The organism is Methylolobus aquaticus (assembly GCF_054172105.1).
The window spans coordinates 1-26243 of sequence record NZ_JBSYXP010000025.1 but is presented as its reverse complement, the minus strand read 5'-3'; the positions used below and the strand labels follow the sequence as shown (position 1 = coordinate 26243).

23 protein-coding genes are annotated in these 26243 nt (G+C 65.5%); 5 read left to right on the top strand and 18 right to left on the bottom strand.

Going from position 1 to position 26243, the window contains the following annotated elements:
* Positions 1–59: 59 nt before the first annotated feature.
* Positions 60–539: a hypothetical protein gene (locus ACW73L_RS21235; RefSeq protein ID WP_498924554.1), complete on the top strand. Its 480-nt coding sequence runs from the start codon at positions 60–62 to the stop codon at positions 537–539.
* Between the two features lie 19 nt (positions 540–558).
* Entirely contained in the window at positions 559–1296 is a 738-nt protein-coding gene (locus tag ACW73L_RS21230; RefSeq protein ID WP_498924553.1) for a L,D-transpeptidase family protein, read from the top strand.
* A gap of 52 nt (positions 1297–1348) precedes the next feature.
* Here ACW73L_RS21230 and ACW73L_RS21225 read toward each other — a convergent pair whose 3' ends face one another.
* The 4 genes from ACW73L_RS21225 to ACW73L_RS21210 all read right to left on the bottom strand — a co-directional run bounded on the left by ACW73L_RS21225 (position 1349) and on the right by ACW73L_RS21210 (position 5943).
* The gene (locus tag ACW73L_RS21225; protein WP_498924552.1) at positions 1349–1774 is read right to left on the bottom strand and encodes an ATP-binding protein; all 426 of its coding nucleotides are present in this window, start codon (positions 1772–1774) and stop codon (positions 1349–1351) included.
* A gap of 166 nt (positions 1775–1940) precedes the next feature.
* A complete protein-coding gene (locus tag ACW73L_RS21220; protein ID WP_498924551.1) occupies positions 1941–2855 on the bottom strand; it encodes a methane monooxygenase/ammonia monooxygenase subunit C in 915 nt (304 codons plus the stop codon).
* 94 nt (positions 2856–2949) lie between these two features.
* Positions 2950–5367, bottom strand: coding sequence for a SpoIIE family protein phosphatase (locus ACW73L_RS21215; RefSeq protein WP_498924550.1), 2418 nt, complete (start codon positions 5365–5367; stop codon positions 2950–2952).
* A gap of 168 nt (positions 5368–5535) precedes the next feature.
* Complete coding sequence (locus tag ACW73L_RS21210; RefSeq protein WP_498924549.1) at positions 5536–5943, bottom strand: anti-sigma regulatory factor; 408 nt, start codon at positions 5941–5943, stop codon at positions 5536–5538.
* Positions 5944–6758: 815 nt separating this feature from the next.
* Here ACW73L_RS21210 and ACW73L_RS21205 point away from each other — a divergent pair.
* The 3 genes from ACW73L_RS21205 to ACW73L_RS21195 all read left to right on the top strand — a co-directional run bounded on the left by ACW73L_RS21205 (position 6759) and on the right by ACW73L_RS21195 (position 9583).
* Positions 6759–7172, top strand: coding sequence for a VOC family protein (locus ACW73L_RS21205; protein WP_498924548.1), 414 nt, complete (start codon positions 6759–6761; stop codon positions 7170–7172).
* A gap of 12 nt (positions 7173–7184) precedes the next feature.
* Complete coding sequence (locus ACW73L_RS21200) at positions 7185–7715, top strand: SRPBCC family protein (protein ID WP_498924547.1); 531 nt, start codon at positions 7185–7187, stop codon at positions 7713–7715.
* 404 nt (positions 7716–8119) lie between these two features.
* Complete coding sequence (locus tag ACW73L_RS21195; protein ID WP_498924546.1) at positions 8120–9583, top strand: protein adenylyltransferase SelO; 1464 nt, start codon at positions 8120–8122, stop codon at positions 9581–9583.
* Positions 9584–9703: 120 nt separating this feature from the next.
* Here the strand turns inward: ACW73L_RS21195 and ACW73L_RS21190 are convergent, their stop codons facing one another.
* The 14 genes from ACW73L_RS21190 to ACW73L_RS21125 all read right to left on the bottom strand — a co-directional run bounded on the left by ACW73L_RS21190 (position 9704) and on the right by ACW73L_RS21125 (position 25566).
* Positions 9704–11062: an FAD-dependent oxidoreductase gene (locus tag ACW73L_RS21190; protein WP_498924545.1), complete on the bottom strand. Its 1359-nt coding sequence runs from the start codon at positions 11060–11062 to the stop codon at positions 9704–9706.
* Positions 11050–12126, bottom strand: coding sequence for a coenzyme M biosynthesis enzyme XcbE (xcbE, locus tag ACW73L_RS21185; RefSeq protein ID WP_498924544.1), 1077 nt, complete (start codon positions 12124–12126; stop codon positions 11050–11052). Before xcbE ends, ACW73L_RS21190 begins: the two co-directional genes overlap by 13 nt.
* Positions 12123–13493: a 3-sulfopropionylcysteine synthase XcbD gene (gene xcbD, locus ACW73L_RS21180; RefSeq protein ID WP_498924543.1), complete on the bottom strand. Its 1371-nt coding sequence runs from the start codon at positions 13491–13493 to the stop codon at positions 12123–12125. The genes xcbE and xcbD overlap by 4 nt, the downstream gene beginning before the upstream one ends.
* Positions 13490–15016, bottom strand: a complete 1527-nt coding sequence (gene xcbC / locus ACW73L_RS21175; RefSeq protein ID WP_498924542.1) for a 2-phosphosulfolactate phosphatase XcbC — start codon at positions 15014–15016, stop codon at positions 13490–13492. Before xcbC ends, xcbD begins: the two co-directional genes overlap by 4 nt.
* Positions 15000–15881, bottom strand: a complete 882-nt coding sequence (comA, locus tag ACW73L_RS21170; RefSeq protein WP_498924541.1) for a phosphosulfolactate synthase — start codon at positions 15879–15881, stop codon at positions 15000–15002. The genes xcbC and comA overlap by 17 nt, the downstream gene beginning before the upstream one ends.
* Entirely contained in the window at positions 15874–16788 is a 915-nt protein-coding gene (locus tag ACW73L_RS21165) for an XcbA family protein (protein ID WP_498924540.1), read from the bottom strand. The genes comA and ACW73L_RS21165 overlap by 8 nt, the downstream gene beginning before the upstream one ends.
* Positions 16785–17660 (bottom strand): CoA-transferase subunit beta, encoded by an 876-nt coding sequence (locus ACW73L_RS21160; RefSeq protein ID WP_498924539.1) that lies wholly within the window; start codon positions 17658–17660, stop codon positions 16785–16787. Before ACW73L_RS21160 ends, ACW73L_RS21165 begins: the two co-directional genes overlap by 4 nt.
* A complete protein-coding gene (locus ACW73L_RS21155; protein WP_498924538.1) occupies positions 17653–18585 on the bottom strand; it encodes a CoA transferase subunit A in 933 nt (310 codons plus the stop codon). The genes ACW73L_RS21160 and ACW73L_RS21155 overlap by 8 nt, the downstream gene beginning before the upstream one ends.
* On the bottom strand, positions 18582–19355 hold the full coding sequence (locus ACW73L_RS21150) for an SDR family NAD(P)-dependent oxidoreductase (protein WP_498924537.1): 774 nt from the start codon (positions 19353–19355) through the stop codon (positions 18582–18584). Before ACW73L_RS21150 ends, ACW73L_RS21155 begins: the two co-directional genes overlap by 4 nt.
* Entirely contained in the window at positions 19352–20911 is a 1560-nt protein-coding gene (locus ACW73L_RS21145; RefSeq protein ID WP_498924536.1) for an FAD-dependent oxidoreductase, read from the bottom strand. Before ACW73L_RS21145 ends, ACW73L_RS21150 begins: the two co-directional genes overlap by 4 nt.
* A 27-nt stretch (positions 20912–20938) precedes the next feature.
* Positions 20939–21160 (bottom strand): FmdB family zinc ribbon protein, encoded by a 222-nt coding sequence (locus tag ACW73L_RS21140; protein WP_498924535.1) that lies wholly within the window; start codon positions 21158–21160, stop codon positions 20939–20941.
* A gap of 39 nt (positions 21161–21199) precedes the next feature.
* Positions 21200–22321 carry a cobalamin-independent methionine synthase II family protein gene (locus ACW73L_RS21135; protein ID WP_498924534.1) on the bottom strand — a complete coding sequence of 374 codons (1122 nt, stop codon included), beginning with the start codon at positions 22319–22321 and terminating at the stop codon, positions 21200–21202.
* A gap of 213 nt (positions 22322–22534) precedes the next feature.
* Complete coding sequence (locus ACW73L_RS21130) at positions 22535–24145, bottom strand: GMC family oxidoreductase (protein ID WP_498924533.1); 1611 nt, start codon at positions 24143–24145, stop codon at positions 22535–22537.
* 8 nt (positions 24146–24153) lie between these two features.
* Positions 24154–25566 (bottom strand): aldehyde dehydrogenase family protein, encoded by a 1413-nt coding sequence (locus ACW73L_RS21125; RefSeq protein ID WP_498924532.1) that lies wholly within the window; start codon positions 25564–25566, stop codon positions 24154–24156.
* Between the last annotated feature and the right edge of the window lie 677 nt (positions 25567–26243).

Here is a 26243-nt window from a genome sequence, read left to right as displayed (position 1 = left end):
TAATCGACCCAGGCCCCTTGCACTTCGGGCGTGGCGTCATTGCGCTACAGGATATACAGATGATCTACGTGGTCGAGTTTCCGCATCAGGGGAATCCCCGCGCCTGGTTTGCCTTCGACAAGGAAGACCTGGCACGCAAGGTCCACGCCCGACATACCGGAGAGAAGCTTATCTTCGGGACGGCGACGCCGCGGCAACTGCTCGCGGCAGCAGGACACGCACCGGAGTCAGCCGCTGCGCGCAGCGAACAGGCCGCGATCTTCACGCTGGGCGAGGCCCATGGCTGGGACACGACACTGTATCGAGCGGATTACTTGCTCGGAGACGGCGTCTACGACGCCGAACCGTTCTCGGAGTTCGAAGCCTGCGTCGCAGCGATTGCGGCCGATCTGCAACTGTGCCGGGTGTACATGTCCGACGACGCGGCCACCGCAGCGCTTTACGGCGACCCACTCTACAGCCCCGACGAAGGCTTCCATGCCCACATGGCGCTGCGGGAGCAACTGATCGCGATGGAAGTGATTGCGGACGACTTGTAATGAGGGCCAGGGTTACAGTGTGAAGCGCCTGTTCCTGGTGCTGGCTGCCTGCGGCGCTGGGTTGATGCCGCCCGCGGTTCGGGCCGACGCCTGCCCTGCCCTGCTGGAAGGCGCACGGCGCCTCGCGCTGGTCACCTTCACGACGATGTCCTCGCCCGCGGCGACCTTGCGGCTATTCGAACGGCAAGGCGTTGACGACATCTGGCGCGCATTGCTACCACCAGAACCGGTCATGCTGGGAGCCAAGGGCGCGGCCTGGGCCCAGGCGTTCAGGCACTTTAAGCGCCGCCGCGATCCGGTGAAGCGCGAAGGCGACCAGCGAACGCCGGCAGGTATCTTCGCGTTCGGACCGCCATTCGGGTTCGCTCCGTCTCCGCTGCCGGACTACCTGCATCTCCAACCCGACACGGTCTGCGTCGACGACCCTCGCTCGGCTGCCTACAACACGATCACCGCGCGCCAGAGCATCGGGCCCGGCGTGAGCGTCGAGATGATGCGCAGCGGCCCGCTCTATCGCCGTGGGCTCGTCGTGCAATACCCCACGAGCGCCGCGACACGCGCCGGTTCGTGCATCTTCATTCACGTCTGGAAAAATCCCACGACCGGCACCGCCGGCTGCATTGCCCTGCCCGAGCCGCGGGTTGCCGCGCTGCAGGACTTCGCTGCTGAGCCAGCCGCCGTGCTTGCCGTCCTGCCCGAGGAACCCCCCGCCCCACTCACACGATGCCTGCCGCAAGTGAAGGCGGCGCCGCGCTGACCGACACCTTAGAAACTCTGTCCTGAGAAACACTGTCCTTTCGCCTGGAGCGTCACCCCAGGCTCTTCGTCATCTCCAACACGTGGCCGTCCGGGGTTCGGTAAGAGGCAACCGAATCCATCAGGTTCCGGATCAGGAACAGGCCGCGCCCGCGTTCGAGCATCTCGTCGAGATCTGGCGCCGGCAGTGTGTCGAGATCGAACCCATGACCCTGGTCGCACACGGTCATCCTGAGATCCTCGTCGGCCAGGCGAATGTGGACGTGAACCTTGTGCTCAGGTCCGTTCGGGTCGGCGTGCTCGATGGCGTTGACCACCGCTTCGGTCAAAGCAAGATTCAAGCTGTAAGCCAGCAGGTCACGGTCGCCCGAGTAGCGGTCGATCGCGCTCGCGATCTGTTCCCCGATATTCCCCACCATCGCGAGATAGCGGGTCTGGCCGGGGATGACGACGTCGACTTCGATCTCTGGTATCCCCATGACCGCCCCCGCTGTTAAATGGTCAGGCCACTGGCCTGGGCCAAACCTGAATCTACCGGACCTGCATCAGCATGCACTCCCCCGAGCCCGGCGTCCACTGTACTCAAGCTTCTGGGGTCGATCGCCCGCGTAGACCCTGGTCTCGGCTCGCCAACGGCATCGATGATCAGAGATCCGGGCACAGATCGGCCTTGATCAGATACGCGATGCTGGAAAAAACCTGGGACAGTACACCGCAAATGGCGAGCGCGAACCAGCCGAACACCACGAAGCCGAAGTGCAGTGGCGCTACGAAGACTTCCTCCATGAACCAGAAGGTGTGGCCCCATTCATTCAGCCCCACGTTGGGCAGGATCGTAAACGGACCGATCACCGCCAGCAGGTAGGGCACGGACAAGCCCTTGGCAAAATAGGGCAGGCGCGTCCGCGCATACAGGAAAGCGCCGAACCCGGTGATGATGTAGATCGGATAGCTCAAATAGAACACCACGATATGGCTGGGTGTGAAGTCCGTGTCGCGCACGACTGTCTGGTGCCAGGTGCCGTCCTGTTCGGTGAAAAAGCTGTTCCCCCAGTAGATGGCCCAGGCGTAGGCCATCAGCCACAGCAGATGTGTCAGGTTGCGGCGCAGTTCCTCGCGCGGCGCCAAGGTCACAAACGCGGCGTCCCGGCTTTTCCACAGCAATTCCCTGAGGCCGCTGCCTCCGCGCCGCGCCAGTTGCGTCTCGGTCGCGATGAACCGCGCCCAGTACAGCTCCAGGTTGCGATCCCGGGTCCGCCACAGCCATCCGCACAGCAAGGCGCCTACTGTGACTTCGAGCACGAGGTTGGTGTACATGAAGTTCATCCAGTAGGTCTCGAACTCGGGAGCGAAGGCGTCCAGCCCGGCCGACCAGCCATAGCGGCCTTCATAGGCGCGCACCAGCAGATAGACCGCGCTGTAACCCGCCAGCACCCACACGACATGCAGGCGCCGAAACAGGGGCGCTGGCTCGGCTTCCCCATGCGGGCCATGCTCCGCACCGGCTTCGACGACCGGAACAGGCATCGGCTCCCGGAGCAATTCGTCTGATGTGCTCACGTTGCACCTGCTGTGTGATTCACCCGTTGGACCCGGTGGGGCGCCGATAGATTCCCCACGCTACCCGCGGTTTTCGCGGCCGGCCCCCGGCCACTCAGGTCAGCTTCAGCACCACCATCGACACGTCGTCCGAGAAAGCCCTGCTCTCACAGAAGCTCTGGAGACGGGCGATGACCGCATCGATGATATCCTGGGGCGCGGCTTCCGTCTGTTCCGCAAAAACGGCGCGCAAGCGGTCGGTGCCGAAGAATTCTCCCCCCTTGCTCTGCGCCTCGGTGATGCCGTCCGTGTAGAACAGCAGGGTATCGCCCGACTGCAGGCGGAGCCGGCGCTCCTCGAAATTCGGGTTTTCCTGGACTCCCAGTATCAGTCCCTCGGCATCGAGTTCGGTGCAGACACGGCTCCCCTGCCGCAACAGCAACGGACAGTTATGCCCGGCATTGGCGTAGGTCAACTCGCGCGTGGCCGAGTCGTACTGGGCGTAGAACATCGTGATGAAGCGATCCGAACGGTTCAGATCAGCGAACAGCAGTTCGTTCAGATGGGACAGGATGGCAGCCGCACTCCGCGCTGGTCCGGTCATATCGCGCATCATCCGGTGGGTTTCCAGCTTCAGCGTCGTGCGCGCTTCCGCCATGATCATCGCCGCGGCCACGGAGTGCCCGGACACGTCGGCGATCACGACATCGACCGCTGTGCCGGAACTGAAGTAGTCGAAATAGTCGCCGCCGACATGGGTCGCCGGCAGGCACATCCCCGCTGCCATGACCCCATTTCCGGACAAGGGCGCGGTGGGCAGCAACGACAACTGGATCTGCTTGGCGATTTCCATCTCGTGACGTTCCTCCTCCAGCCTCCGCAGCGCGGTAACGTCGGTCTGCGTCCCGATGAAATGCGTCAGCCTGCCCTGATCGTCCCGGACTGGCGAGATCAACAACTCGTTCCAGAACTCGCTGCCGTCCTTGCGATAGTTCTTCAGCGTCAGGTGACAGTCGCTCCCGTCGCGCAGCGCCTGACGGATCTGCTCGATCGCCTGGGGATCGGTGTCCGGTCCCTGCAGGAACCCCGGATTCCGCCCCATCACCTCATCCCGCGCGTGACCCGTCATCGCGATGAAGGCAGGGTTCGCGTAGATGATGGGGTTGCCGCGCTGGTGGGGGTCGGTGATGATGATGCCGACACTCGATGCCTCCATGGCCCGATCGCGCAACCGCAAGGCATCTTCGAACCGCTTGCGTTCGGTGACGTCACGATCCACCCCCCGCCACTTCACCAGATTGCCTTCGGCATCGAGGATCGGCGCCCCGGTCGACTCCGTGAATACCTCGTGTCCCTGCTGGTGCTGATAGCGGTTGACGATCCGATGGAAGGTCTCTTTGCTGGCAAGCAGGGATGACAAGGCCGGCGCGACGCGGTGGCGATCCGCCTCGGTGAACAGGTCGTAATAGAACTTCCCGAGAACTTCGCCGGCGCTATAGCCCAGAATGGACTGCACCGCGGCGCTCGAGTAGAGGTAACGCCCTTCCGCGTCCTGCTCCCAGATCCACTCGCCGGTCATCTCGGCCACCTGCCGGAAGCGGGCTTCGCTCTCCGACAGATTTCTTTCGGCCAGTTTGCGCTCGGTCACGTTTTCGATCAGGCCGATCGCGAACTGCAGTTCGCCGGCGGGTGCGTAAACACCCGATACGGTCTTGCGCACCCAGACCGCGGTCCCCGCTTTCTGGATGAATCGCTTCTCCAGTCGGTATTCGCTGCGCTGCCCTTCCGCCAGTTCCTGGAACCAGCGGCGGGTGATTTCCATGTCGTCCGGCGCCGTCAGATCGAACACGGTCTTGCCATGCAGTTCGTCGCTGTCGTACCCCAGCATCTGCTGCAGGGCGGGATTGCTCTCCCGGATGCGCCCAAGCTTGTCGAGCAGCGCGATACCGAGGCCCGCCCGTTCGAAGAGGATGCGGAATCTCGCCTCACTCTCGCGCAAGGCCACCTCGGTCAGCTGTCGCTCCGTGATCTCTGCTTGCAGTCGTGCGCGCGCTGCAGTGAGTTCGGCGTCTTGTCGAGCGGATTGCTGCTCCGACTCGGCGCGCATCCGATGCACTTCGACCTTGTCACGCTGGAACTCGGCAATCGTGCGGTCCTTTTCACGATCCGCCTCCAACAGCGCCCGGTGGTCCTCCAGGACGCTTTCGTAGGCGGCATTGCGAATCTTCAGCGCTTCTTCGTAACCGCACAGAATGGTCTCCAGCAGGATCGAGGTCTGCTGGAGGCGGTGGTCAAGCGTGGGCGGTGCCTCGTCTGGAAGCCGGGATGCGGCGGACTCGCGGCAGAGTTCATGCACCACTTGCTGATGCACGGCCGCCAGGGTCGGCGCCGTCACTTTCTCGATGACGGACTGGCAACCGAGTTCGTAGCTCCGCAGCCGGGCTTCATCCGACGCGCCCGACAGGTAGTCTGCTACGGCCGCTCGGTAGCGGGGCCTCAGTTCGGCCGAAACCCACGGACTGTCGTCAGTCATGCTCGCCTCCCGAGTTACCTCAGTCAGAGCGTGGCATTGGCCCCGTGCCGGTGCTCAAATCCGGTTGACGTTCGCGGCACTGCAGCCCTGTCATCCCGCCGGGTGGGAAAGGTTGCCGACACCGGCGCGCGGGTCAACCGCCGGGAGCGCGCGAGGTGACATCCGGCTTCACCTCACCCATTTCTTCATCGTCACCGTGGTGCCCTTGCCGCGCTCCGACCGAAGTTCGAATTCGTCCATCAGGCGTTTGGCGCCCGGCAAGCCCAGACCGGCTCGACCGCTCGTCGAATAGCCTTCGCGCAGGGCCAACGTGGTATCGGCGATTCCCGGTCCTTCATCGCGCGCCTCGATGATGATGCCGCGAGCGCCCCGCTGCTCTCCCTCGGCAAGCACGATGTCGCCGCGCCCGGCATACTGCAGTATGTTGAGCGCCAGTTCCGACACGGCGATCGCGATGAAGGTCTGTTCGACGGACCAGAAGCCCAGAGCAACGGCCAGCGTCCGCGCCTGCTGACGGGCTGTCAGAACATCGTCGTCCGATGCAATCGCGACACGAACTTCATCGGCCACAGGCATGTCCCGGCATGATCGAAGGGCTGGCCCCGGTTCATTCGTCGGTCCCGCGATAACGGTAGCGCTTCGCCACATTCTCAGCACATCCTCGTTCTCGACCAGGGCCTGCGGAATTCCATACCAATGCGTGCGACCGGGCAACATTTTTGCCGCCTGGCGCCTCCCCGAACGAGGCGGTGCCAGGCCATGGGGATGGCGGTCGCGCTCGACTCGCTGGTGCGTCGGATGCCGCGCCGCGGGGATATCGGGACGCGCTGTTCAGATACACCCATCATCGCAAGGGACTCCCGACTTACCGGCCAGCGCCGGCGACCAAGATTGATTCTATGCTGCTTCCGCTGGTCTTTAGACAGCCGGCAGCCCCTTTGCTCCCGCTCGGGCTGTCTTTTCCAGGCTCGGTGTCGGCCTGCAGCGCTGCGCGGCGGCCTCCGTTACGCTCAGCGCCAGACGGCGATGTCGGCCGAGCAGACCGCTTAGGCAACGCATGCAGCCTGCGGCGAGCACAAATCCGGTATGGGTTCAGGCATTCTGTCCTCCCGGATCGACAGGGATGTCGGATAAGCTCCGTCCCAGCGACGGCCCGGCGATCGACCGCTAAAACGCAACGAAGGCCCCCGTGAAATGTCCGTGCCTGCCGGAACTGTAACGGTTCACACCTCCCCGCCCGCTCCCACTTCCCAGCAAAGGGGGGGGTGAATGGTTATGCCGAAACTGACCGCCGAGTTGCGAGGGCAGGAACCGCTCCTGCGCCGCCAAGCCGCCGCGCTGGCGAATGCCGGCCGGTCATGACCAACCGTACCCAACCGCGAGGAAAGCCCATGCATGTCAGAACCTATTTGTTCTTCGATGGCCGCTGCGACGAAGCGCTCGCCTTCTACCGCGAGGCGTTGGGAGCCGAAGTGGAAGCGCTGATGCGTTTCAGCGAAAACCCGGACCCGCCAACGGCCGACTGCCAGATGCCGCCCGGCTGGGAAAACAAGGTCATGCATGCCAGCCTCCGTATCGGCGACACGACGCTGATGGCCTCCGACGACCGATCTGCACAGCAACCCGACTTTCAGGGCTTTTCGCTGGTGCTCAATGCGGCCGACGAGGCCGAGGCCGACCGTCTGTTCGCAGTGCTGAGTGAAGGCGGGCATGTGCAGATGCCGCTGGGCAAAACGTTCTTTTCGCCGCGCTTCGGTATGGTCGCCGATCGCTTCGGGGTCTCGTGGATGATCATCGTCGAATAGCGAGGGGTTATTATGTTGGCGAACACACTGATAGGCATCGCGGTGTTGGTGGCCGCGTTGCTCGTATACGCAGCGACCCGGCCCGGCACCTTCCGTATCGAGCGCAGCATCGTCATCCAGGCACCAGCGGAGAAGGTCTTTGCGTGGATCAACGTTCTGCGCGCGTGGAGCCGTTGGTCACCCTGGGAAGCAAAGGATCCGGGCATGCGGCGCAGTTTCAGCGGCACCGACAGCGGCAAGGGCGCGGCCTATGCCTGGGAGGGCAACAAAAACGTCGGCACCGGCCGCATGGAGATCATCGAGGCGTCGCCGCCGAACCGGATCGTCATCAAACTGGATTTCATCAAGCCGTTCGAAGCCCACAACACGGTGGAATTCACTCTGCAGGCGCGGGGTGCAGCGACGCAGGTGACCTGGGCGATGTTCGGCCCGATGCCCTACCCCTCCAAGCTGATGACGACGTTCTACAGCATGGAAAAAATGTGCGGGAAGGACTTCGAAGCCGGTCTTGCCCAACTGAAGACCGCTGCCGAGCAGGATTGAGAGGACCGAACTGGCCTGCCCACGTGCGCACCGCGCGAATGACGATCCGGGCAGACCATGCAGATGCGTGTGGCACCAACCCCGGCGGTGGAGTTGAACCAAACCGTCACGGCGAACATGCCCGAGGTGGCACCGTCGTGCATGGCGCTGCTCGACAGAATGCCAGACTGGCATGAACTGGTAGGCTATCGCCTGATCCATGCGGCCGAAGCCGACCTGTGCGCGCGGCGCCCCCCGGGGTTGGGACCGACGCGCTCGCCCCCGACAGGCTTGGCCGGACGCGTCCGTCGTGTCGTTCATCGAGCAATTGGCGGACAGAAGCGGTCCAACGAGGCCAGGAAGCTGCACCAACCGAGCGGGTCTGGCCCTGATTCCATCCATAGTCCCGTTACCCAGGAGCCTTCATGACCTTCGCCTTCGACAACACCTACGCGCAACTGCCCGAGCGATTCTTCGAACGGCTGGCTCCGGTTCCGGTAGCGCAGCCACGGCTCGTCAAACTCAACGAGGCGCTCGCAGAGAGCCTCGGACTGGACCGGGATGCCCTGCGTTCGCCCGAAGGTCTGGCCGTGCTCTCGGGCAACCGCGTGCCCGAGGGCGCGGCGCCCTTGGCCATGGCCTACGCCGGCCATCAGTTCGGGCATTTCGTGCCACAACTCGGCGATGGCCGCGCGATTCTGTTGGGGGAGATACTGACCCCCTCCGGCGAGCGCTTCGACATTCATTTGAAGGGCTCCGGGCGCACCCCCTTCTCGCGCGGCGGCGACGGCCGGGCCTGGCTCGGTCCGGTGCTGCGGGAATACATCCTCAGCGAGGCCATGCACGCTCTCGGGATCCCGACGACGCGTTCTCTTGCCGCCGTCGCAACCGGCGAGCAGGTCGTGCGCGAGACCGCGCTGCCGGGAGCTGTGCTGACGCGGGTCGCACGCAGCCACGTGCGGGTGGGCACCTTCGAGTACTTCCATGCGCGCCATGACGTCGACGGACTGCGGCGGCTCGCCGACTATGTGATTGCTCGCCACTACCCGGAGGCGAATGCGACGGAGCAGCCCTACCGAACCTTTCTGTCGGCCGTCATCGGACGCCAGGCCGAACTCGTCGCCCGTTGGCTCGGCGTCGGCTTCATTCATGGCGTGATGAATACAGACAACACCTCGATCGCCGGCGAGACCATCGACTACGGCCCCTGCGCCTTCATGGATTCCTATCACCCGAACAGAGTTTACAGTTCGATCGACCACCGCGGACGCTACGCCTACGGCAATCAGCCCCGGATTGCGCAGTGGAACCTCGCCCGTCTGGCCGAGTCGCTGCTGCCGTTGCTGGATCCGGACCCGGACACGTCCCTGGCGGTGGCCCAGGACCTGATCGAAGGCTACTCCGCGCGCTTCGAACAGGCTTACCTTGCCGGATTCCGGGCCAAGCTCGGTCTCTTCGAAGCACGGGACGAGGATCCCGAGTTGATCGACGGACTGTTGCTGGCGATGTCGGAGAACGCGGCCGACTTCACCAACACCTTCCGCAGCCTGTGCGACGCCGCGGCGGGAACGGCCGGGCCGGATGCGGCCCCGCTCGCCGATGCCGCACCCCTCAACGCATGGCTCGGGTTTTGGCGTGCGCGCCTGGCCAGCGAAGCGGGCGATCCGCAAGCACGGGCAGCCGCGATGCGCCGCGCGAATCCCGCCGTGATCCCGCGTAACCACCGGGTCGAGGCCGCGCTGAATGCCGCCGTGAGCGGCGATCTCGATCCACTCGACTCACTGTTGCGGGTACTCAGCCGCCCCTGGGACGATGGCGCCGAGACTCGCGCCTACAGCCTGCCCCCCGAGCCCCATGAAGTGGTACAGAAGACGTTTTGTGGAACCTGAAGTCCCGCTAAGTGAGTCGCTGCCCTGATCGGGCCTTTCCAGCGTTGCCGATCGGCTCGAAGCGGCCAGTTCCGGTGGCCGCCCGGCCCCGCCGCCTCGACGTCGCAGCCAGATCCGATGTCAGGTCCTATCACGCGTCTTCCTAGCGAGCAGTGCGGAGGCCACGATGATCGGCGAGAGCACCGGGCTGAACGGCGGCGCGTAAGCGAAATCCGCATTCTGCAAATCGTCGCAGGTCAGATTGCCCAGCAACGCGGTTGCTGCGATGTCGATGAGTTTGTCGACCCGGCCGGTGCCGGCTGCCTGGGCCCCGAGCAGGCGCCCGGATCCCGCTTCGGCAACCAGCTTCAACGCTAGCGGTCTGGCCCCGGGATAGTAGCGCGCGGTGTCTTGCGCCTGAATAAGCGCGGTGATCGGATCGAAACCCGCCAGGCGGGCATCAGCCTCGGTGAGCCCCGTCGCGCCAACCGCAAGCTCGAAACACTTGAAGATACTGGTGCCGAACACACCGGGAAAGCGCGCATCGCCCCCCGCCGCATTTTCGCCAGCTACCCGCCCCTGGAGATTGGCGTTGTCTCCAAGCGGTAGCCAGGTCGCATTCTGCGTGACGCGGTGCCGAGATTCGGCGCAGTCTCCAGCGGCGAAGACGTCCGGCGCACTGGTTGCCATTCGTTCATCCACCGCAATGGCCCCGGTCGGACCGATTCGGATGCCCGACGCGGCCGCCAGTTCGACTGCGGGCCGCACGCCCAGGGCCAGCACGACGAGTTGTGCCGGCAGGGTGTTCCCGCCCGAGGTGAGGACTGACTCCGCGCGATCGCCCCGCCCATTGATGCGAATCAGACTCTCGCCAGTGATGATCCTGACCCCTTTCCGATCCAACAGGCCGCGGACCATCGGGGCAATTTCCGGATCCACGCGCGGCGGGAAATAGTCGGCGCGTTCCAGCAGGCAGACGTCGAGCCCGCGCATCATCAGAGCTTCCACAACTTCGAGCCCGACGTATCCCCCGCCGACGACCACCGCCTGTCGCGTCGTTGCCTCATCCAGTAAGGCCAGCAAGCGATGCATCGCCGCCATGCCGCGCAGAGCCGTAACGCCCGCCAGGTCGATGCCGGGCACCTTCGGAACGATCGCGCGGGCACCCGTTGCCAAAATCAGCCGATCGTAGGGCACTGTTTCCCTTTGGTCGCTTTCAAGATCGTGGACATGAACGCGATGGCCTGCACGGTCGATTTCGGTCACCCGGTGACGAACCCGGGCATCGATGCGGTCACGCGCAAAGTCTTCCGGACGCCGGATGATCAATGCATCGGGCTCGGCTATCGCACCACCGAGCACATAAGGCTGGCCGCAACCGCTGTAGGCAACACATGGTTCGTCCTGAAACAGGGTAATGGCGAGATCAGGATCGACCCGGCGCGCCCGCGCGGCGGCCTTGGTACCCGCGGCAACACCGCCCACGATTACAAGACGCACGAGGGTTCCGGACTGGAAGTGGCGCGGTCGGGCAACCAGGTGCCATCGCCGGCGAACAAGGCGGGCTCGCCCCCGGTATGCAGGAACACCACGGAGCGGACGGGCAGCTGGCCGGCTTTCCGCAAAGCAATCAGGGCAGCCATTGCCTTGCCGGTATACGTCGGGTCCAGCAGGATCCCTTCGGTGCGTGCGACCAGCCGGATCGCATCCGTGCCCTCGGCGCTGGGGATACCGTACCCCTCACCGAGGAACCCCGCATGCACGATCGGAGGAGCCGCAGCGGCGAGTCGTGCGGATATTCCCATCCGCGAAGCGGCTTCCGCTGCCAACCGCTGAATCTGCGCGCGGGTGGCTTCGGCGTCCCGGCTGACGGCGACGCTCTGGAGTGCCCAGGGGTAACCGAGCAGGGCGTTGCCGACCAGCCAGCCGGCGTGAGTCCCGCCCGAGCCTGCCGCAAGCAGGATGGCGTCCGGTTCGATCCCTTGAATCTGGCATTGCAGGAGAAGTTCGCGCGCTGCCAGGACATGCCCCAGAGTGCCCAGCGCACAGGCTCCGCCGCGGGGTATGGCATAGGGTCGCCGGCCGGTCGCGCGGAGGCGAGCGCACTGCTCGTCGATCCCGCGATCCACCGATGCCCGGTCGGAGTCGCCCGTAAAGCTGACCTCTGCACCCAACAACCGGGTCAGGCGGTAGTTACCATCGATGACGGCGGGCGGATCGCCCCAATAGATGACGATACACCGGAGGCCGCCATGCGCGGCGGCTGCGGCCGTGGCTCGCACGTGGTTGGACTGGCACCCAGCGCCGGTCACGAGCGTATCGGCTCCCCGCGCCAGCGCGTCGCCCAGGAGGAATTCCAGGCCGCGAACCTTGTTCCCGCCGAGCCCGAAGCTGATCAGATCGTCGCGCTTGAACCAGATGTCGAGTCCACCGAGCGCCGCGCCGAGGCGCTTCATCGGAAGCAGTGGGGTCGGAAATTCCGCAAGCCCGACGCGCGGGATCTGCTCCAGCGCACTCCAGGCCGTTGCGTCAACCCCGGCCGCGCCTTGAGCAGCCGGGGTCATTGGTTCGCCTCTGGCCCGATACTTCGCAGAACCCGATCGACCATTTCGGCACAGTGGCCGGTGTCGGTGCGTGCAGTCAGCAGGGTTCGAAACGCCTCGTCGCCCAGTTGCGCGCGAATCTCCTCGGAGTCCGCAAAGGCATCCCGGAACGGGACGCCCCGGCTGGCGGCCTCCGACGCGAGGCGGTGAATCAGGGCATGGGCGGATTGCTTGCCGAGCCGCGGCGCCAGCGCGAGCATGACGCGTTCGGCGTGCACGGCCCCCTGCGTTGCCTCCAGGTTGTGCAGCATGCGGGATTCGTCGACTTCCAGGTGCATCAACGCATCATGCAGCAAGGCCAAAGCCTTGTCGGCGGCGAGACACGCCACTGGCACAATGGCCCATTCCGCCTTCCAGGCGCGGCCATCGCGTTCGTGATCGTGTACCAGATTCTCGCCCATCTGCGCGGCGGCATGGCGCACTTGCCGGGCCAGGGTGCCGAGGTGCTCGCTGATTTCGGGATTGCGTTTTTGCGGCATCGTGATGCTGCCGACGACGCCTGCCGCGCTGGCTTCACGCAGTTCACCGATCTCGGGTCTCTGCAAATTGTAGATTTCGTGCCCGATACGGTCTCCGAGCGCGGACAGCAAGGTCAGCAGGTTCAGCCACTCGGCCAGGCGGTCGCGCGAAGCAGTCCACGAAATGGCGGGCACGGCGAGTTCCAGGCGTTCCAGGAAACGCCGTTGCACCGCAAGTCCCTGCGGACCGAAGGAAGACAGGCTGCCGACGCCGCCGGCGAGCTGCCCGACGGCGAGGCGGGGTGAGATCTCCACGATCCGTTGCCGATGGCGCAGGAGCTCGTCGAGCCAGCCGGCAACCTTGTAGCCGAATGTGATCGGCAGCCCCGGCTGGCCGTGCGTTCGGCCGCACTGCGGGGTCGTTCGATGGCGTGCGGCGAGCCCCGCGAGCACACCGACGAGCCCGTCCAGGCGCTCTCGCATCAGGCCATGGGCTCGCTTGAGCACGCGGGCGTTGTGTGTGTCGGTGATGTCCTGCACGGTTGCGCCGTAGCAGAGCCATTCGCCGCTGTCACCGGGACAGCGGCGTTGCAGCGCATGAATCAAGCCCAGCAGAGAGTGATTGGTCTGCTCGAAACCGCGCCGGACTTCGGCGAAAAAGGGATCGTCGAGCGCGATCCGCGGGCAGGCTTCGCATAGAGCGTCGGCCGCGCGCTGGGGGATCAGGCCGTACTCGGCCTCGGTCGCCGCGAGTGCGGTGAGCACCTCGATCCAGCCGGCCACGACCGAGGGTTCCTCGAACAACGCACGCATCTCCGGGGTCGCCCAGGAATTGCCGAAGATGGCCGAATCCATGATGTGCACGCTCATGTCGGGCATCGCTCCCGGCACCTCTGCAGCAGGGATTCCTCGGACGCCCGTTGTCGCTCCTGTTGCTCGGCCGTCCATGCCCGAATCTCGGAGAACCCCGCACGCTGGTCGGCGAGCACCGCATCCAGTGCAGGCGGAGCGGCGCCGCCGGGCCCGATGCGCGCGTGGACGGACGCTTTAGGATCCAGCGCGCGGACCAGCGCGGCAGGCGTCAGCTCGACCCGGAAGCCGAGCACTTCGATCGAACAGGCGGACAGCTCGTTCACGCTCAGCGCGGACAGCGGCCGCAGCCCGGCGGTCTGTCGCACCAGAGTGCCGACCAGCCGATGCGCCTGGCGAAAATCCAGACTGCATTCCGTCACCAGCACCTCCGCGAGATCCGTCGCCGCGGCATCGCAGCCCGCCAATAACTCGAGGCCGCGCGGGGCGTCGAAGCGCAGCTCGGCAACCACTTCGTCGAGCAGAAGCACCGCCTCGCAGGTGTCGGAGACCGCGCGCGGGATCGCGCCGTACAGGCCCAGGCGGTTGTCCGGCTGGCCGGAGGGCGTGCGGGCAGCCGCGGCGGTCGCCGCCAGGGTCCCGATCATCGCGTTGGCCGTGCCGCGAACGTGCGTCAGCGCGAACGGGTTCCTCTTCTGGGGCATGATCTTGCTGGCCCGCGCGTGGCGGTCATCGAGTTCGACCAGCCCGAACTCGCGGGTGGCGAAGATCTGGAGATCCTCCGCCAGACGGTCCAGATTGATCAGGATCGTCGTCATCAGACCCGCGGTTTCGATCGGGAGATCGGCCTGCCACATCGCATCGCGGGCATGCCCCACGAGCCCGTCGAAGCCGAGCAGCTCTGCCTGGCGTTCGCGCGATTGGGGCAGTCTCGACCCGTTGGTACTGCCGCACCCCGCGGGCGATCGGTTCACCCGCGCATAGACGCCGCGAAGCCGGTCGCCGTCACGCAGGAGCGGTTCCGCGAAGCCGGCCAGATAGTGGCCGAATGTCGTCGGCTGCGCCGCCTGCAAATACGTGTAATCCGGCATCAAGGCCTCGCGCCACTCCGATGCTCGGGTAGTCAGCGTATGGCCCAATCGGGTTGATGCATCGGCGAGATCCAGCAATCCCGCGCGAAGTGTCATCAGGAACGCGGTCGTGGTCGCCTCGCGCCGGGCCCGGCCTATGCCCAGCCAGCCGGCCGCCGATGTCCTGACCGCAAGCCAGGCTTCGCGGTTGGTATAGAGATCCCCGCGAATCGGGTCGGCGTGGAAGTCCTCCGGCTGGGTTTGGAGCTTCAGCAGGGCGCCGAGCAACTCGCTGCCCTCCGCGGCGGGAATCACGCCGACCTCGATCATCGCCAGCGTATGCGCCAGGTCGGTCAGACCGAGGGCTGCAAACAGCCCGGCCTGATCGGCGAGTTCCCGCCGGAATACCGTGTCGACCAAGCGCGCCGACGGCCCCTCGGCGAGGCGCGAGCCGACCTCGAGCACCTGGCTCGCGACACCAACGGCAGGGTCGTAGTCAGGATCTATGGACATTCAGCTTCACCGGTGTTTCGTCCTGTTTCGGCTCGATCCGCGCCGGATCCCAGGCACCGGTGCGCAGCAACTCGTCGGTGACCCAGTGCAGGGTATCGAAGCGCAGGCGGCATCGCAGACACTCGACTGCCAGGATCTGATCGGCCGGGATGTTCCCCAGCCCGACGTTGGTGCCGAAGCGCCGAATCAGGACGGTCTGCTGCGCCGCCAAGGGTGCTTCCCAGATCAGGCGGCGAGTCGCATCGCCCAGCAGCGCGCAAAGCGTGGTCAGCGTGTCGTCGATTACCTGTCCGTGCTCATCATAGATGCCGACGGCCCGCCCCGACTCTCGCGCCTCCATGACGACCCACTCGGCGCCGTGCTCGAGGTCGGTCAGCGCCTGCTCGGCCATCTGTTCGGCGGACGGCTGCGCGCGCGGGTCCTTCTTGCCGACCTCGGTGATCGGAACGAGCCCGGCATCACGCGCACAGGCGATGATGTTCCTGCGCCGCACCGCCGGCATCGGAATCGTGCCATCGGAGATCTCGATGGCACTGAATCCCAGGTCCTTCGCGTGCTTCATGTAGTCGTGGCAATGGTGTTCGACCAGGGCGACTTCGAGCAGCGTTCCGCCCGGAAAGCTCAGGATGCCGTGATCGGCCAGCAATCCCAGCTTCCGTTGCAGCAAGGGGCGCGGCAGGAATACCGAGGTGCCGAACGCGAACTTCCAGTGGTCGATGAAGGCGGCGGCCTGCTCCAGGGTATCCAGCAGACGGCGTTCTCCGACACCGGTGTCGATGACCATGGTGAGTCCCCGGTCGCGGGGCTTGCGGGTCCGGTCACGAATCAGACCACCGACGATGGCGTCCCAGGCCAGCTCAGTCATCGCGCGACTCCATTGCGAGCAGGGAGAGGGCACGTTCGATCATCGGGAGGTCCGATCCCCAGGGTACGATGACCGTCTTCCCCTGTTGCTCGAGATCGAACTCCAGCAGACAGCACTTCACCAGGGTCGGCTGCGTGGAGAACGTGGCGAGTTTGCGCGGACACATCTCGATCCGGGGCGGCTCGTCGCCGTAGTAATGGCGATGGAACTGCAGGCTGCGCTCGCAACCGATCAGGGTCCAGGCTTTCCGCTCGGGCGGCCGCTCGTCGAGGAAGTAGACCGGAGCGCCAAGGTCGTCGAGACCGCCGGAGCGACAGGGAACCAGAAAGGCCTCCGGTGCGCTGCCCTGGCACAGCGCCGGCAGTTCGATGCGTTCCAGTTCCAGACAGATCGCAGGCAGATCCGCGTAGCTCAGCACCTGCTCGGCCATGGCCAGCAGTTTGGGCGGGGCCGGCGGCGAGACCTCGACGACGCGGACCACCAGGGGGTCGGGATGGTGAATCAGGTTGATGTGATCGAAGGCCCCCTGAACGATCAGGGTGCCATCGGGTCCAACGCCGAGCTCCCGGGCCAGCCGCGCCAGCGCCGAGCGGTTGGCGGGATCGATCTGCGGTGCGTGGGCGAACACGGCCGAGTCCGGCAGCGCCAGTACCTCGACGGCCACGACGCGGTTGAACAGATCCTCCGCGCCGTCGCGCCGAATCGCCGCGACGGCGTAGCGCGAGCCCGGGTCGTGCAGCACCACGACGTCGGTCCGCCGGTACACCTCGCGTTCCATCAGATGGCGTTCGATCGCATCCATGGTCATCGGGCCGGCATAAGGCTGGAAGCTGACCCGCCGGTACGGCAGAGGCACGAAGTTCTTTGTCGTCCTGAGACCGCCGACCTCCAGCACCGCGCCGTTCATGCGTGTCTCTCCGGGCGGCAATCGGGACCTGAAAAAGTCCGCGACCGGTCCTCAGGCCGCAGCTCCCGCTCGTGAATCCGCAGCGGATCAAGGCTGCGGATCAGCGCGCAGACCTGCGCGGGCGGCAGCGGGGTGGTTGCCACAGGCTCGCTGATCGGGAGTTCGAATCCGGTGTTCGCCTGCACCAACTCCGCGTCGGCATCCGGAAAGACCTCACGGAGCCGCAGGTGTCCGGAGGCGTCGAAGTCGAACACGCCGAGTTCGGTGATCAACCAGTCCGGGCCGTCGCCGATCAGTCCCTGCACTTGCCGGGTGCGGCCGTCTCCAGCCCGATGTCCGGGGCTGGTGATGAAATCGCAGCGCTCGACCAAACGGAAACGTCGCGGGCCACGGCCGTCCGACACCGCGCGGTGCGCCACGGTCCACAGTGTCAGGTGCCGGGCGTCACAGGCCAGATTGCAGCCGCCGCCCCCGCCAGGGAGTTTCAGTTTCAATTCGTCTACGCCCAGTCGGGTCGTGTTCAGGTTGCCCCAGCGGTCGATCTGCAGTCCCGACAGGAACATCCGCCCCAGACGACCGGCCGCCGCCAGATCGAACAGTTCCTCGATGTCGAGCTGGCATTCGGCGCCGCGATCCATGACCCAATCATTGCTGGTCGGTGCCAGAAAGGGCGGCATCGGGTTGACCGCGTAGGTAGCGCCCGCAACGAGCACGAGGTTGGGTGCATGCGTACGTTTGGCCACGTGCAGCGCGAGTTGCACGAGGGGAGAACCGAAGCCGTGAAAGGCCAGGATGCCGTCCTCGATCGTGCGGGCGATCCGATAGATCAGCGCTTCGCCCAGACTGCAGCGATCACCTCTAGGCTCATGCATAGAGTTTCATCCACGCGTCGGGTCCATCCTTCCAGGAGGCCAGACGCTCAAGGGTGGCGCTCCCGCCGATCGCCTCCAGGTAGGCGGCATGATCGGGACATCCGTAGACGAAACGCTGCAGATACTCGGCTTCGAAACGTTCGGCACCCGCACTGGCGCACGCGTGGTAGTGCACCGTATGTGGGCGGTCGTAGCCATAGAACGGGTAACAGGCCGTGGGATGCGCGCCGTAGGCGACCTCGACGACGGCGGTCACGTAAAAATACGGGACCGTCACGCCGAGGCGCCGGAGTTCCTCGGTCGACAAGATCTGCTCCACCGTCGCGATCACCTTCCTTGCCGCCCGCGCGAACAGCCGATCGGCCACCGGGGGCCCCGCGATGTGGAGGTTGCCGTGCGCGTCGCCGTAGTGCGCGTGAAGGATCGCGACGTCCGGGCGCAGGGCCGGAACGAGGATCAGATCCTCGCCGGTGTAGGGACATTCCAGCGTCTTGAACTCCGGGTGCAGGTCGAGAAACCCGCTGCCCTTGACCGAGCGGATCGGCAGGAACGGCAGGCCGGCGATCGCGGCGCGCAATTGCTGAACCAGCGTGTAGCAGCACGAGTCCCTGATCGCGACCGTCCCCGACTCGCAGGCACGGCGGTAGTTCGGCGCCATACCGAAATCCTGCTCGAAGCCGACATAGGATTCGGCGCTGGCGGCAACCAGCCCGGCTCCGCACAGCAGATCCACGTCGATACCGTGGGCCGAGCCGATCAGTTCCAGATCGCCGGTACCCGCCCGGATCAATGCCCGCAGCGCCGCCATTGGCTCACGGGACGACAGCCCGCCGCCGATCGCCAGACAGTCGCCGGGGCGAATGTGTCCGATCAGAGTCTCCAGATCCGTCCGTTTGTCGGCTTGTGTGTAGACCACGGCGTTCATAGGGCGGTCATCGCACCGTCGACGCAGAAGGCCGTCCCCGACACGAAGCTCGCCTCGTCGGACGCGAGGAACAAAGCGGCCTGGGCAATCTCCTCCGGCCGGCCGAAGCGGCCGATCGGGTACTTCGCGATCTTGTCGCGGGTGTCCTCGTCCGAGTCGCGTGCCATGATCGCGCGGTCGAGGTCGGTCCCGGCGACGCGGCCGGGGCATAGGCAGTTCACGCGGATGCCGAGCCCGGTGTAATCGACTGCCATTTGCCGGGTCAGCGCGATGACCGCGCCCTTCGAGGCGCAATAGGCCGCCATCCGCGGAATACCGATCACGCCGGCGATCGAGGCGATGTTCACGACCGAACCGCCTTCACGGCGCATCGCCGGCAGCGCGGTACGCGCGCACAGATAGGTGCCGGTCACATTGACTGCGAGGGTCCGATGCCAGAGTTCGGGCTCGGTCTCTTCGACGCCGGCGAATTCGGCGATCCCCGCGTTGTTGACCAGCACGTGGATCACGCCACCAAAGCGGCCGCGGATCGCCGCGAAGGCTTGCTCGACGGCCTCCGTATGCGCCACATCGGCATGATAGGCGTCCGCATCGATACCCTCGGCGCGGAGTGCGTCCGATGCCTGAGCGAGTTTGTCCCCGGCGCAGTCGATCAACGCGACGCGCGCACCCTGCCGACCGAACAACTGCGCCATCGCGAAGCCGAGACCCGCGGCGGCCCCGGTAATCACGGCGTGCTTGCCGGCCAGTCGCCCGGTCACCGTCGTCACAGGCTGCGCAAGATCCGGCTGCCGGCGCGCAAGCGGCACAACTGGATGAAATAGGACGGATTCAGGAACAGCTCATCCATCTCCCCGAGTTCGTCCACCGTTAACCCGTTCCGGACCATCGGCGCCAGATACTGGAATCCGTCCTTCGCGCCATAGCCGACGTGGAAGGCGCCCAGAATGCGCCGCGAATCGCCGTCGATCACGAGTTTCTGGAAGCCGGACAGCTCCGGCTTCATCAACGCGTACAGCATCACGCGATCACCCGCGGGCAGGGCGACCGTGTGCCCGTCGGGGTTGTCCGGCGGCAGTTTCAACACGACGATGTTGCGGTAACGCTCGCGCGCCTGCTCTTCGCCGAGCCCCAGCCAGCAGACCTCGTAGTGGGTATGCAGGAAATCCGGATAGTCGCGCGGCTGGTAGCGCGCGTCCTCCCCCATGATGTTGCGCGCCGCGCAGGTCCCGCCCTTGCGCGCCTTGAACATCTCCATCGGCCGGCCGACCAGGTCGCCGACTGCGTAAACGCCCGGCACCGAGGTCTGCATCCGCTCATCGACCCGTACCGAACCGTCGTCGTCGAGGTCGACGCCGAGCACCGCGTGAGCCTCCTCGGAATTGGGTCGCTCCCCCAGCCCGAGAAACAGGAAATCGGTCGCGATGCGCCGGGGCCCGTGCGACCCGGAAAGCGTCACTGCGCGGATGCGACCGCTCGCATCGTCCTCGCACGACATCACCTCCGCAGGGTTCACGAATTCGATGCCCTGGTCTTCCATGCGCGCGATCAGGAACCGGCGCGTTTCACCATCGGGCAACAAGGTCAGCGGCGGCTGCCGTGACACGACGAAGGTCTTACGCCCGGTTGCGTTGAAGAAGCACGCGTACTCGATCGCAGTTTTGCCGCTGCCGACGACGACGGCCACCGGGCCGGGTTCGTAGTCGAGCGCGTCGACCAGCGTCGCGTAGTTGAACACGCCGCCGAGTCCATCACCGACACCCGGCAGCGGCCGAGCTCGCGCGCCGGTGGCCAGCACGAGGTTGCGGGCGCGGTAGACCTGCTCACCGACCGCGACGCTGCGGGCATCCACCAGGCGGCCGGGCTGGCCGAGCACGAATTCCAGCTCCAACTGTTCCGCGCTCTGGTAATTCATGAAGGCATGGGGGCCGGTGCGCCCGCGCCGGAACATCTCGACGATGTCCAGCATCGAGACGGTCTTGCCCCGCAAATCCTGGAACCACAGCTTTCCGGAAAAGGTGCGCTCCAGCATCAGCTGCGCGGCGACGTCCGAGAAGACGTGGTGCGGGACACAGGCATGGTGCGGACACGAACCGCCGAGGAACGGCCAGCGGTCGATGATCAGTGGTCGCCCGCCCATGGCACGCAGGTAAGCGGCGCCGAAGCGGCCTCCGGCGCCGCCGCCCAGGAAGATCGCGTCAAACTCACGGGTATCGCCATGCCGGATGTTGAACAACGGATCGCCCCCGGTGCCGGCCATAAGTCGGGCCTCGATGGCTTCCGCCCAGCGTTTCGTCGACCAATGCGCCTCGCTGACATCGACCACTTCGGTTACCCCGGCAACGTCCAGGCTTCAAGCCTTGTTCGGGTCGTGCACTGGAGCGCCGCAACAGGGGCATCCGCCCCCCAGCGCGGACTCCAGCGGATGCGGGACCGGCGGCGTATCGCGTAGGGGCCGGGCGCGGTTCCCGCCGCAGGCCGAGCAGACCCACTCCTCCGGCTCCCGGGTGCCGGACAGCACCATGCCGGAGAAGGTGTGGCCACAATCGGGGCATTCCAGCCGGTAGACCGGCACCGGGGCGACCTCGCTAAAGGCGGCGTGTTAGATGACCCGTCAGGCCGCCGCTTTCTTGGCTAGTTCCGCTCGCACGAGTTCGGTCCCCTGAACCAGAGCGTGCAGCTTGTCGATGGCGATATAGCGTTGCAGCAGGATCAGGCCGCAGTCGGTCGTGACGCCGAGCCGGTCCGCCGGGATCACGTCCAGCAGGCGACGGATGCGCTCGGCGACCTGCTCGGCGGTCTCGGTAATGGTGCTTTTCACATCGATCACACCGGCCCAGAAATTGACATTCGGCGGCAAGGGATGGGCCCGCAGCACGTCGAGGCCGCTCATGTCGTCGCCGCGCCGACCGCAGCTTTCCAGGTTCAGCACGTCGATCTTGGCCTGATAGGCTTTCGGCACGACCGATGCCGTTGCGGATGGCTCCTTACCGCGGCGTTTGGTCAGATCGAAGATCTCGCCCGACTGCGCGGTATCGTCCGGAAGATATGCCGGCGTTCCACCCCAGTTGCCCCAACACACGTGGACGATGATCTGGGCGTTCGATACGCCTTCGACCGCGCGGTTGAACGCCTCGATCGCCCAATCCTCAAATCCGTACGGCCAGGTGAATTCGTCGAGCTGTATGAAATCGACGCCGAGCCGATCGATCTCGCGAAGGTCCTCGTTGATGGCCGCCGCGAGGGCCATCGCGCGTTCGCGCGAGGATTTGTAATGCAGGTCATTGGTGCACTGGGCCAGCACCTGAACCCCCGTGTACTGCACCTTGATCGGCTTGCGGGTAGCCCGCTTCAATGCGCGCGCCTGTTCCACCATGATGCCGCCGTGCCGGCGAATCGCCTGGTCGAGCGTTCCTGCGTGCAGACGACTGTAAATCGGAAAACCGAGATGACCGCCCTTCAGGTTGTAGCCCAGGCGGCGAAGGTAGTAGTAAAGGGCTTGATCGGCGTAGTTGTCGCCGTGGACCCGGCCATCGGCGATGATGTCCAGGCCGGCGTTCTCCTGGTCGCGCGCGATCGCGCCGACGGCATCTTCCAGCGCTTCGCGCACCAGCGCGTCCGGCGGTTCCTGGTCGCCGGTGAAAGCGCGCGCGAACTCGGCGTCCCACCAGCGCGGGTTCGGATAGTTGCCAACCATGCTAGTCGGTATCGTGATCTCCTGGCCGCGAATCTTCATGCTCCCCTCCCCAGCCTCTAGGGCCCGATGCGTCTTGTTCGGTAGATCCGTCTTCTTTTGGTGCTTCCCGGCACTTCCGGCCACATGTCAAGCCATCGATGGGCCGAATCGAGAAAATACGCCCTCCACTCTCAGTTGACAATCCGTATTTGTTCTCGGTTGACAAGTGGATTTTTCCGGTTAGGGGCAAGCGCCGAGTCATCGACGCGGTGGTCACACATCACGGTGATGTCGTTGCAGGATCAGATCGGCCGCCTTCTCGGCAATCATGATGGTCGGCGCATTGGTGTTGCCGCCGACGAGGGTCGGCATGATGGACGCGTCGACGACGCGTAGGCCGTCGATACCGCGCACGCGGAGTTCCGGATCGACGACGGCGCGATCGCCGCGGCCCATCTTGCAGGTTCCGGCGGGGTGCCAGGTCGTCGAGGCCGCCCTGCGGACGAAATCTTCGAGGTCCCGGTCGCTGCGCGTATAGACCCCAGGGGCAATCTCCCTGCCGCGGATATCATCGAAGGCGCTCGCGTAGAGGATTTCCAGGTTCCAGCGAACACCGGCAATCGCACACCTCAGATCCTCAGGGCCATCCAGATAGTTGGGGTCGATGACCGGACGGTCCAGCGGGTCGGCGGAAGCCAGCGTGACGCGACCGCGGCTGACCGGCCGGTTGACATAGGAGGTCAGCGACACGCCATGGCGCCGGACATAGCCTGCCTCCGGGTAATCCGGGGACAGGCTCATCAGGAAGAATAGCTGCAGGCCGGGGACGGCCTCGTCCGGGTGGCTCCTGACAAACGCGCCCGCTTCCAGTGCGTTGGAACCGGCCGGGCCGGTAAGGTCGGTCTCGTAGGCACGCAGGGCTGCTGCACGCGCATCGGCCCCGAGCGCGGAAAAGCTCAAGGGCTGCGTGATTTCGCAACGAACGCGCGTGTGCAGATGATCCTGCAGGTTCCAGCCGACACCGGGCAGGTGCAGACGAACCGGGATGTCTGCTGCCCGCAGTTCCTCCTCGGGACCGATGCCTGAAAGCAGCAGCAATTGGGGTGAGCGGATCGCACCCGCGGAGAGAATGACGCAGTGCGTGGCCACCGCGCTTTCCGCCGTGCCGCGGTGCAGGAAATCGACCCCCGTCACGCGACTCCCCGCGAAGCGGAGTCCGGTGGCATACGCGTGCGTCAGGACCGTCAGATTCGGCCGTGTCCGTGCGGGATGCAGGTAAGCATTGGCGGCACTGCAGCGGGAACGTCGATCATAAGTCGCCTGCAAGGGACCGCAGCCTTCCTGGCTCTGCCCGTTGAAATCCGGGTTGTACGGAATGCCGATCTCCTGCGCCGCGGCGAGATAGCGTTCCACCAACGGATTTCCGGCAGGGTGGCTCTCGACGACCAGCGGCCCGTCCACGCCGTGAAAAGGGCCGGCGAACGCGCGGTTGGACTCGGATCGGATGAAATAGGGCAGGACCTCGCGATAGCTCCAGCCCGGGTTTCCGTCCGCGGACCAGGCGTCGTAATCGGCGCGATGTCCCCGGATGTAGATCATGTAGTTGATGCTGCTCGAGCCGCCGAGCACCCGCCCTTGCGGCATGAAGATCCGGCGTCCGTTCAGATGCGGCTGCGGCACTGTCCGGTCGGACCAATCGGCGGGGCCGTCCTGCAGCTGTGGATACAGCGCGGGAATGCGGATCGCAGGCGCATCGTCCTCGCCGCCGGCTTCGAGCAGCAGCACCCGGCAGGCCGGATCGGCCGACAGGCGGTTCGCCAACACGCACCCGGCCGAACCGGCACCAACGATCACATAGTCATATCCGGCGGTGCCTGCTGCCATTGGCTCGCCTATCGCCCGTAGCGTTCCCAGTGGGACCGGAACAAGGCATCCTCGCTGATCGGACGCGGCTTTATCGGGCGCGACACCCAGGTCAGGTTGACGAAATGACGGGCGTTGACGTTCTCGGTCGTGATATTGCGGCCCCAGGTGCCGCAGCTGAGGCTCAGCGTGTAGGGCAAGCCGTTGCGGGCGCTCCCGGCGCCTTCGTTGAGGCTCTGGTTGACCATCACGCGTGCGGTCCGGGTACCGAACGCCAGCGCGTCGACATGTTCGTCCGACCGGGTATGGATACCGCAGGTATGTCCGCGCCCCTGGTAGTCGGTGATCGCGTTCACCCGTTCCACGGCCCGGTCTATCGCACCCTGGTAGCGATAGACCGCGAGCACGACGCACAGCTTTTCGCCGGAGAAGGGGTAACCCGGACCCGTGCCCTCCTCTTCGACGATCAGGAAACGTGTGCTGTCGGGCACCGTGATGCCGGCCAGCCGGGCGATTTCCGGCGCGGACTTCGCGATCACGGCCAGGGCGGGAACGTGCGCACCGGGGTCGGGCCACATCAAGCGACCCAGCGCGGCCTTCTCGTCTGCCCCGCACAGGTACCCGCCCAGGGCGCCGAGCCGGGTCAGCAAGTCGTCGTAGATCGAGGCTTCGACGACGAGGGCGTTGTCGGCCAGGCAGCTGGTCGCATAGTCGAAGGTCTTGGCTGCGGCGATCATCTTCGCGGCGTCATCGAGGTCCGCGGTTTCATCGACCACGTGCACCGCATTGCCTACACCGACGCCGTAGGCCGGCGTCCCCGAACTGTAGGCGGCCTTGACCATGGCCTCTCCGCCGGTCGCGACGATCAGGTCGGCGTGGCGCATCAGTGCCTGGGTCTTTCCGAGCGAGGGTGGCGCGATCACTTGTATCAGATCTGCCGGGGCGCCGACCTGCTCGCAGGCCTCGCGCATATAGCGCACTGCCAGTTCAGTGGTGCGCTGGGTGCGCGGATGGGCCGCGACGATGATGGCATTCCGACCCTTCAGCGCGAGCAACGCCTTCAGCGGGGGCGTCGCATCAGGCCCGGTCGTCGGGATCAGCGCCGCGACGACGCCGACGGGCTTGGCGATTTTTACCAGCCCCCGCTCAGGGATCTCCTCGACCACGCCAACGGTTCGCAGCCCCGCCATGTCCGCCAGCGTTCCGATGATGCGGTTGCGGATCTTGACGACTTTGTCGGCGAAGTTGCCGAAGCCGCCCTCTTCGACGGCGAGCTGCGCCAGCGCTTCGGCGCGATCGGGACGCACAACCGACCACGCAACGGCCGTCGTCAGCGCGTCGACCTCGTCCTGGCGATAGGCCTCGATCTGCGCCTGAGCCGTGCGCGCTCGTCCGACCAAAAGGTGCGCAGCGCTTTCGTCGTCCGAAAATTCGGCATGCATCGGCAGGACCTCCCCACATTCCACTGCTGCCACACTGATTGCCGCCGCTCCAGGCAAGTGGTCGTGCCCCGGCCAACGCGGATATCGGCAGAGTTCGCGGAATAGTCCTTCGATCAAGCGAGGGTTGCAAGCGGAGGATGCGAGTCGTGTGGTTGGAAAGTACGGACTAGCCCTGGGAAAGAGGACCCCTAGACATGTTCGAACGCTTCATGTCGGCTTCTCGTCCGTCCTGGCTGGCGACCCGGCAATGAACGTCCTGCTGTTCGACGCCGTCGCGTCGCTGGCGATGACTGGAGCAATGTCCGGGATGGACGGTGGCCGCGAAGGGACTATGCGTTGACGCAGGCCACCCGGGAGTGAACTGTCGTTCCCTGTGCTTGATGCGACTGTCGGCCGCGCCCCTGCTGCGCTCACGGGGGCAGGCCATCGATCCCTCGATTTCACTCAGCGGGTCGTGATCCACTCGGGTACGACGGCCACTGAAAGCCCTGGTAGTCGCTCGGACGCCGTGCTGGAGGGCCGTGATGGGGCGTCACAGCCTGACGGAATAACTTGTCAGTTCAGTGAAACAGCACCTCGGCGTCATAGCCCTGTTCCTGTGCCAGCCGCTTCAGTTGCTTCAGCGCCGCATTCTGCAGTTGACGGACTTTCTCACGCGGCATCCCGACCGTGGCGCC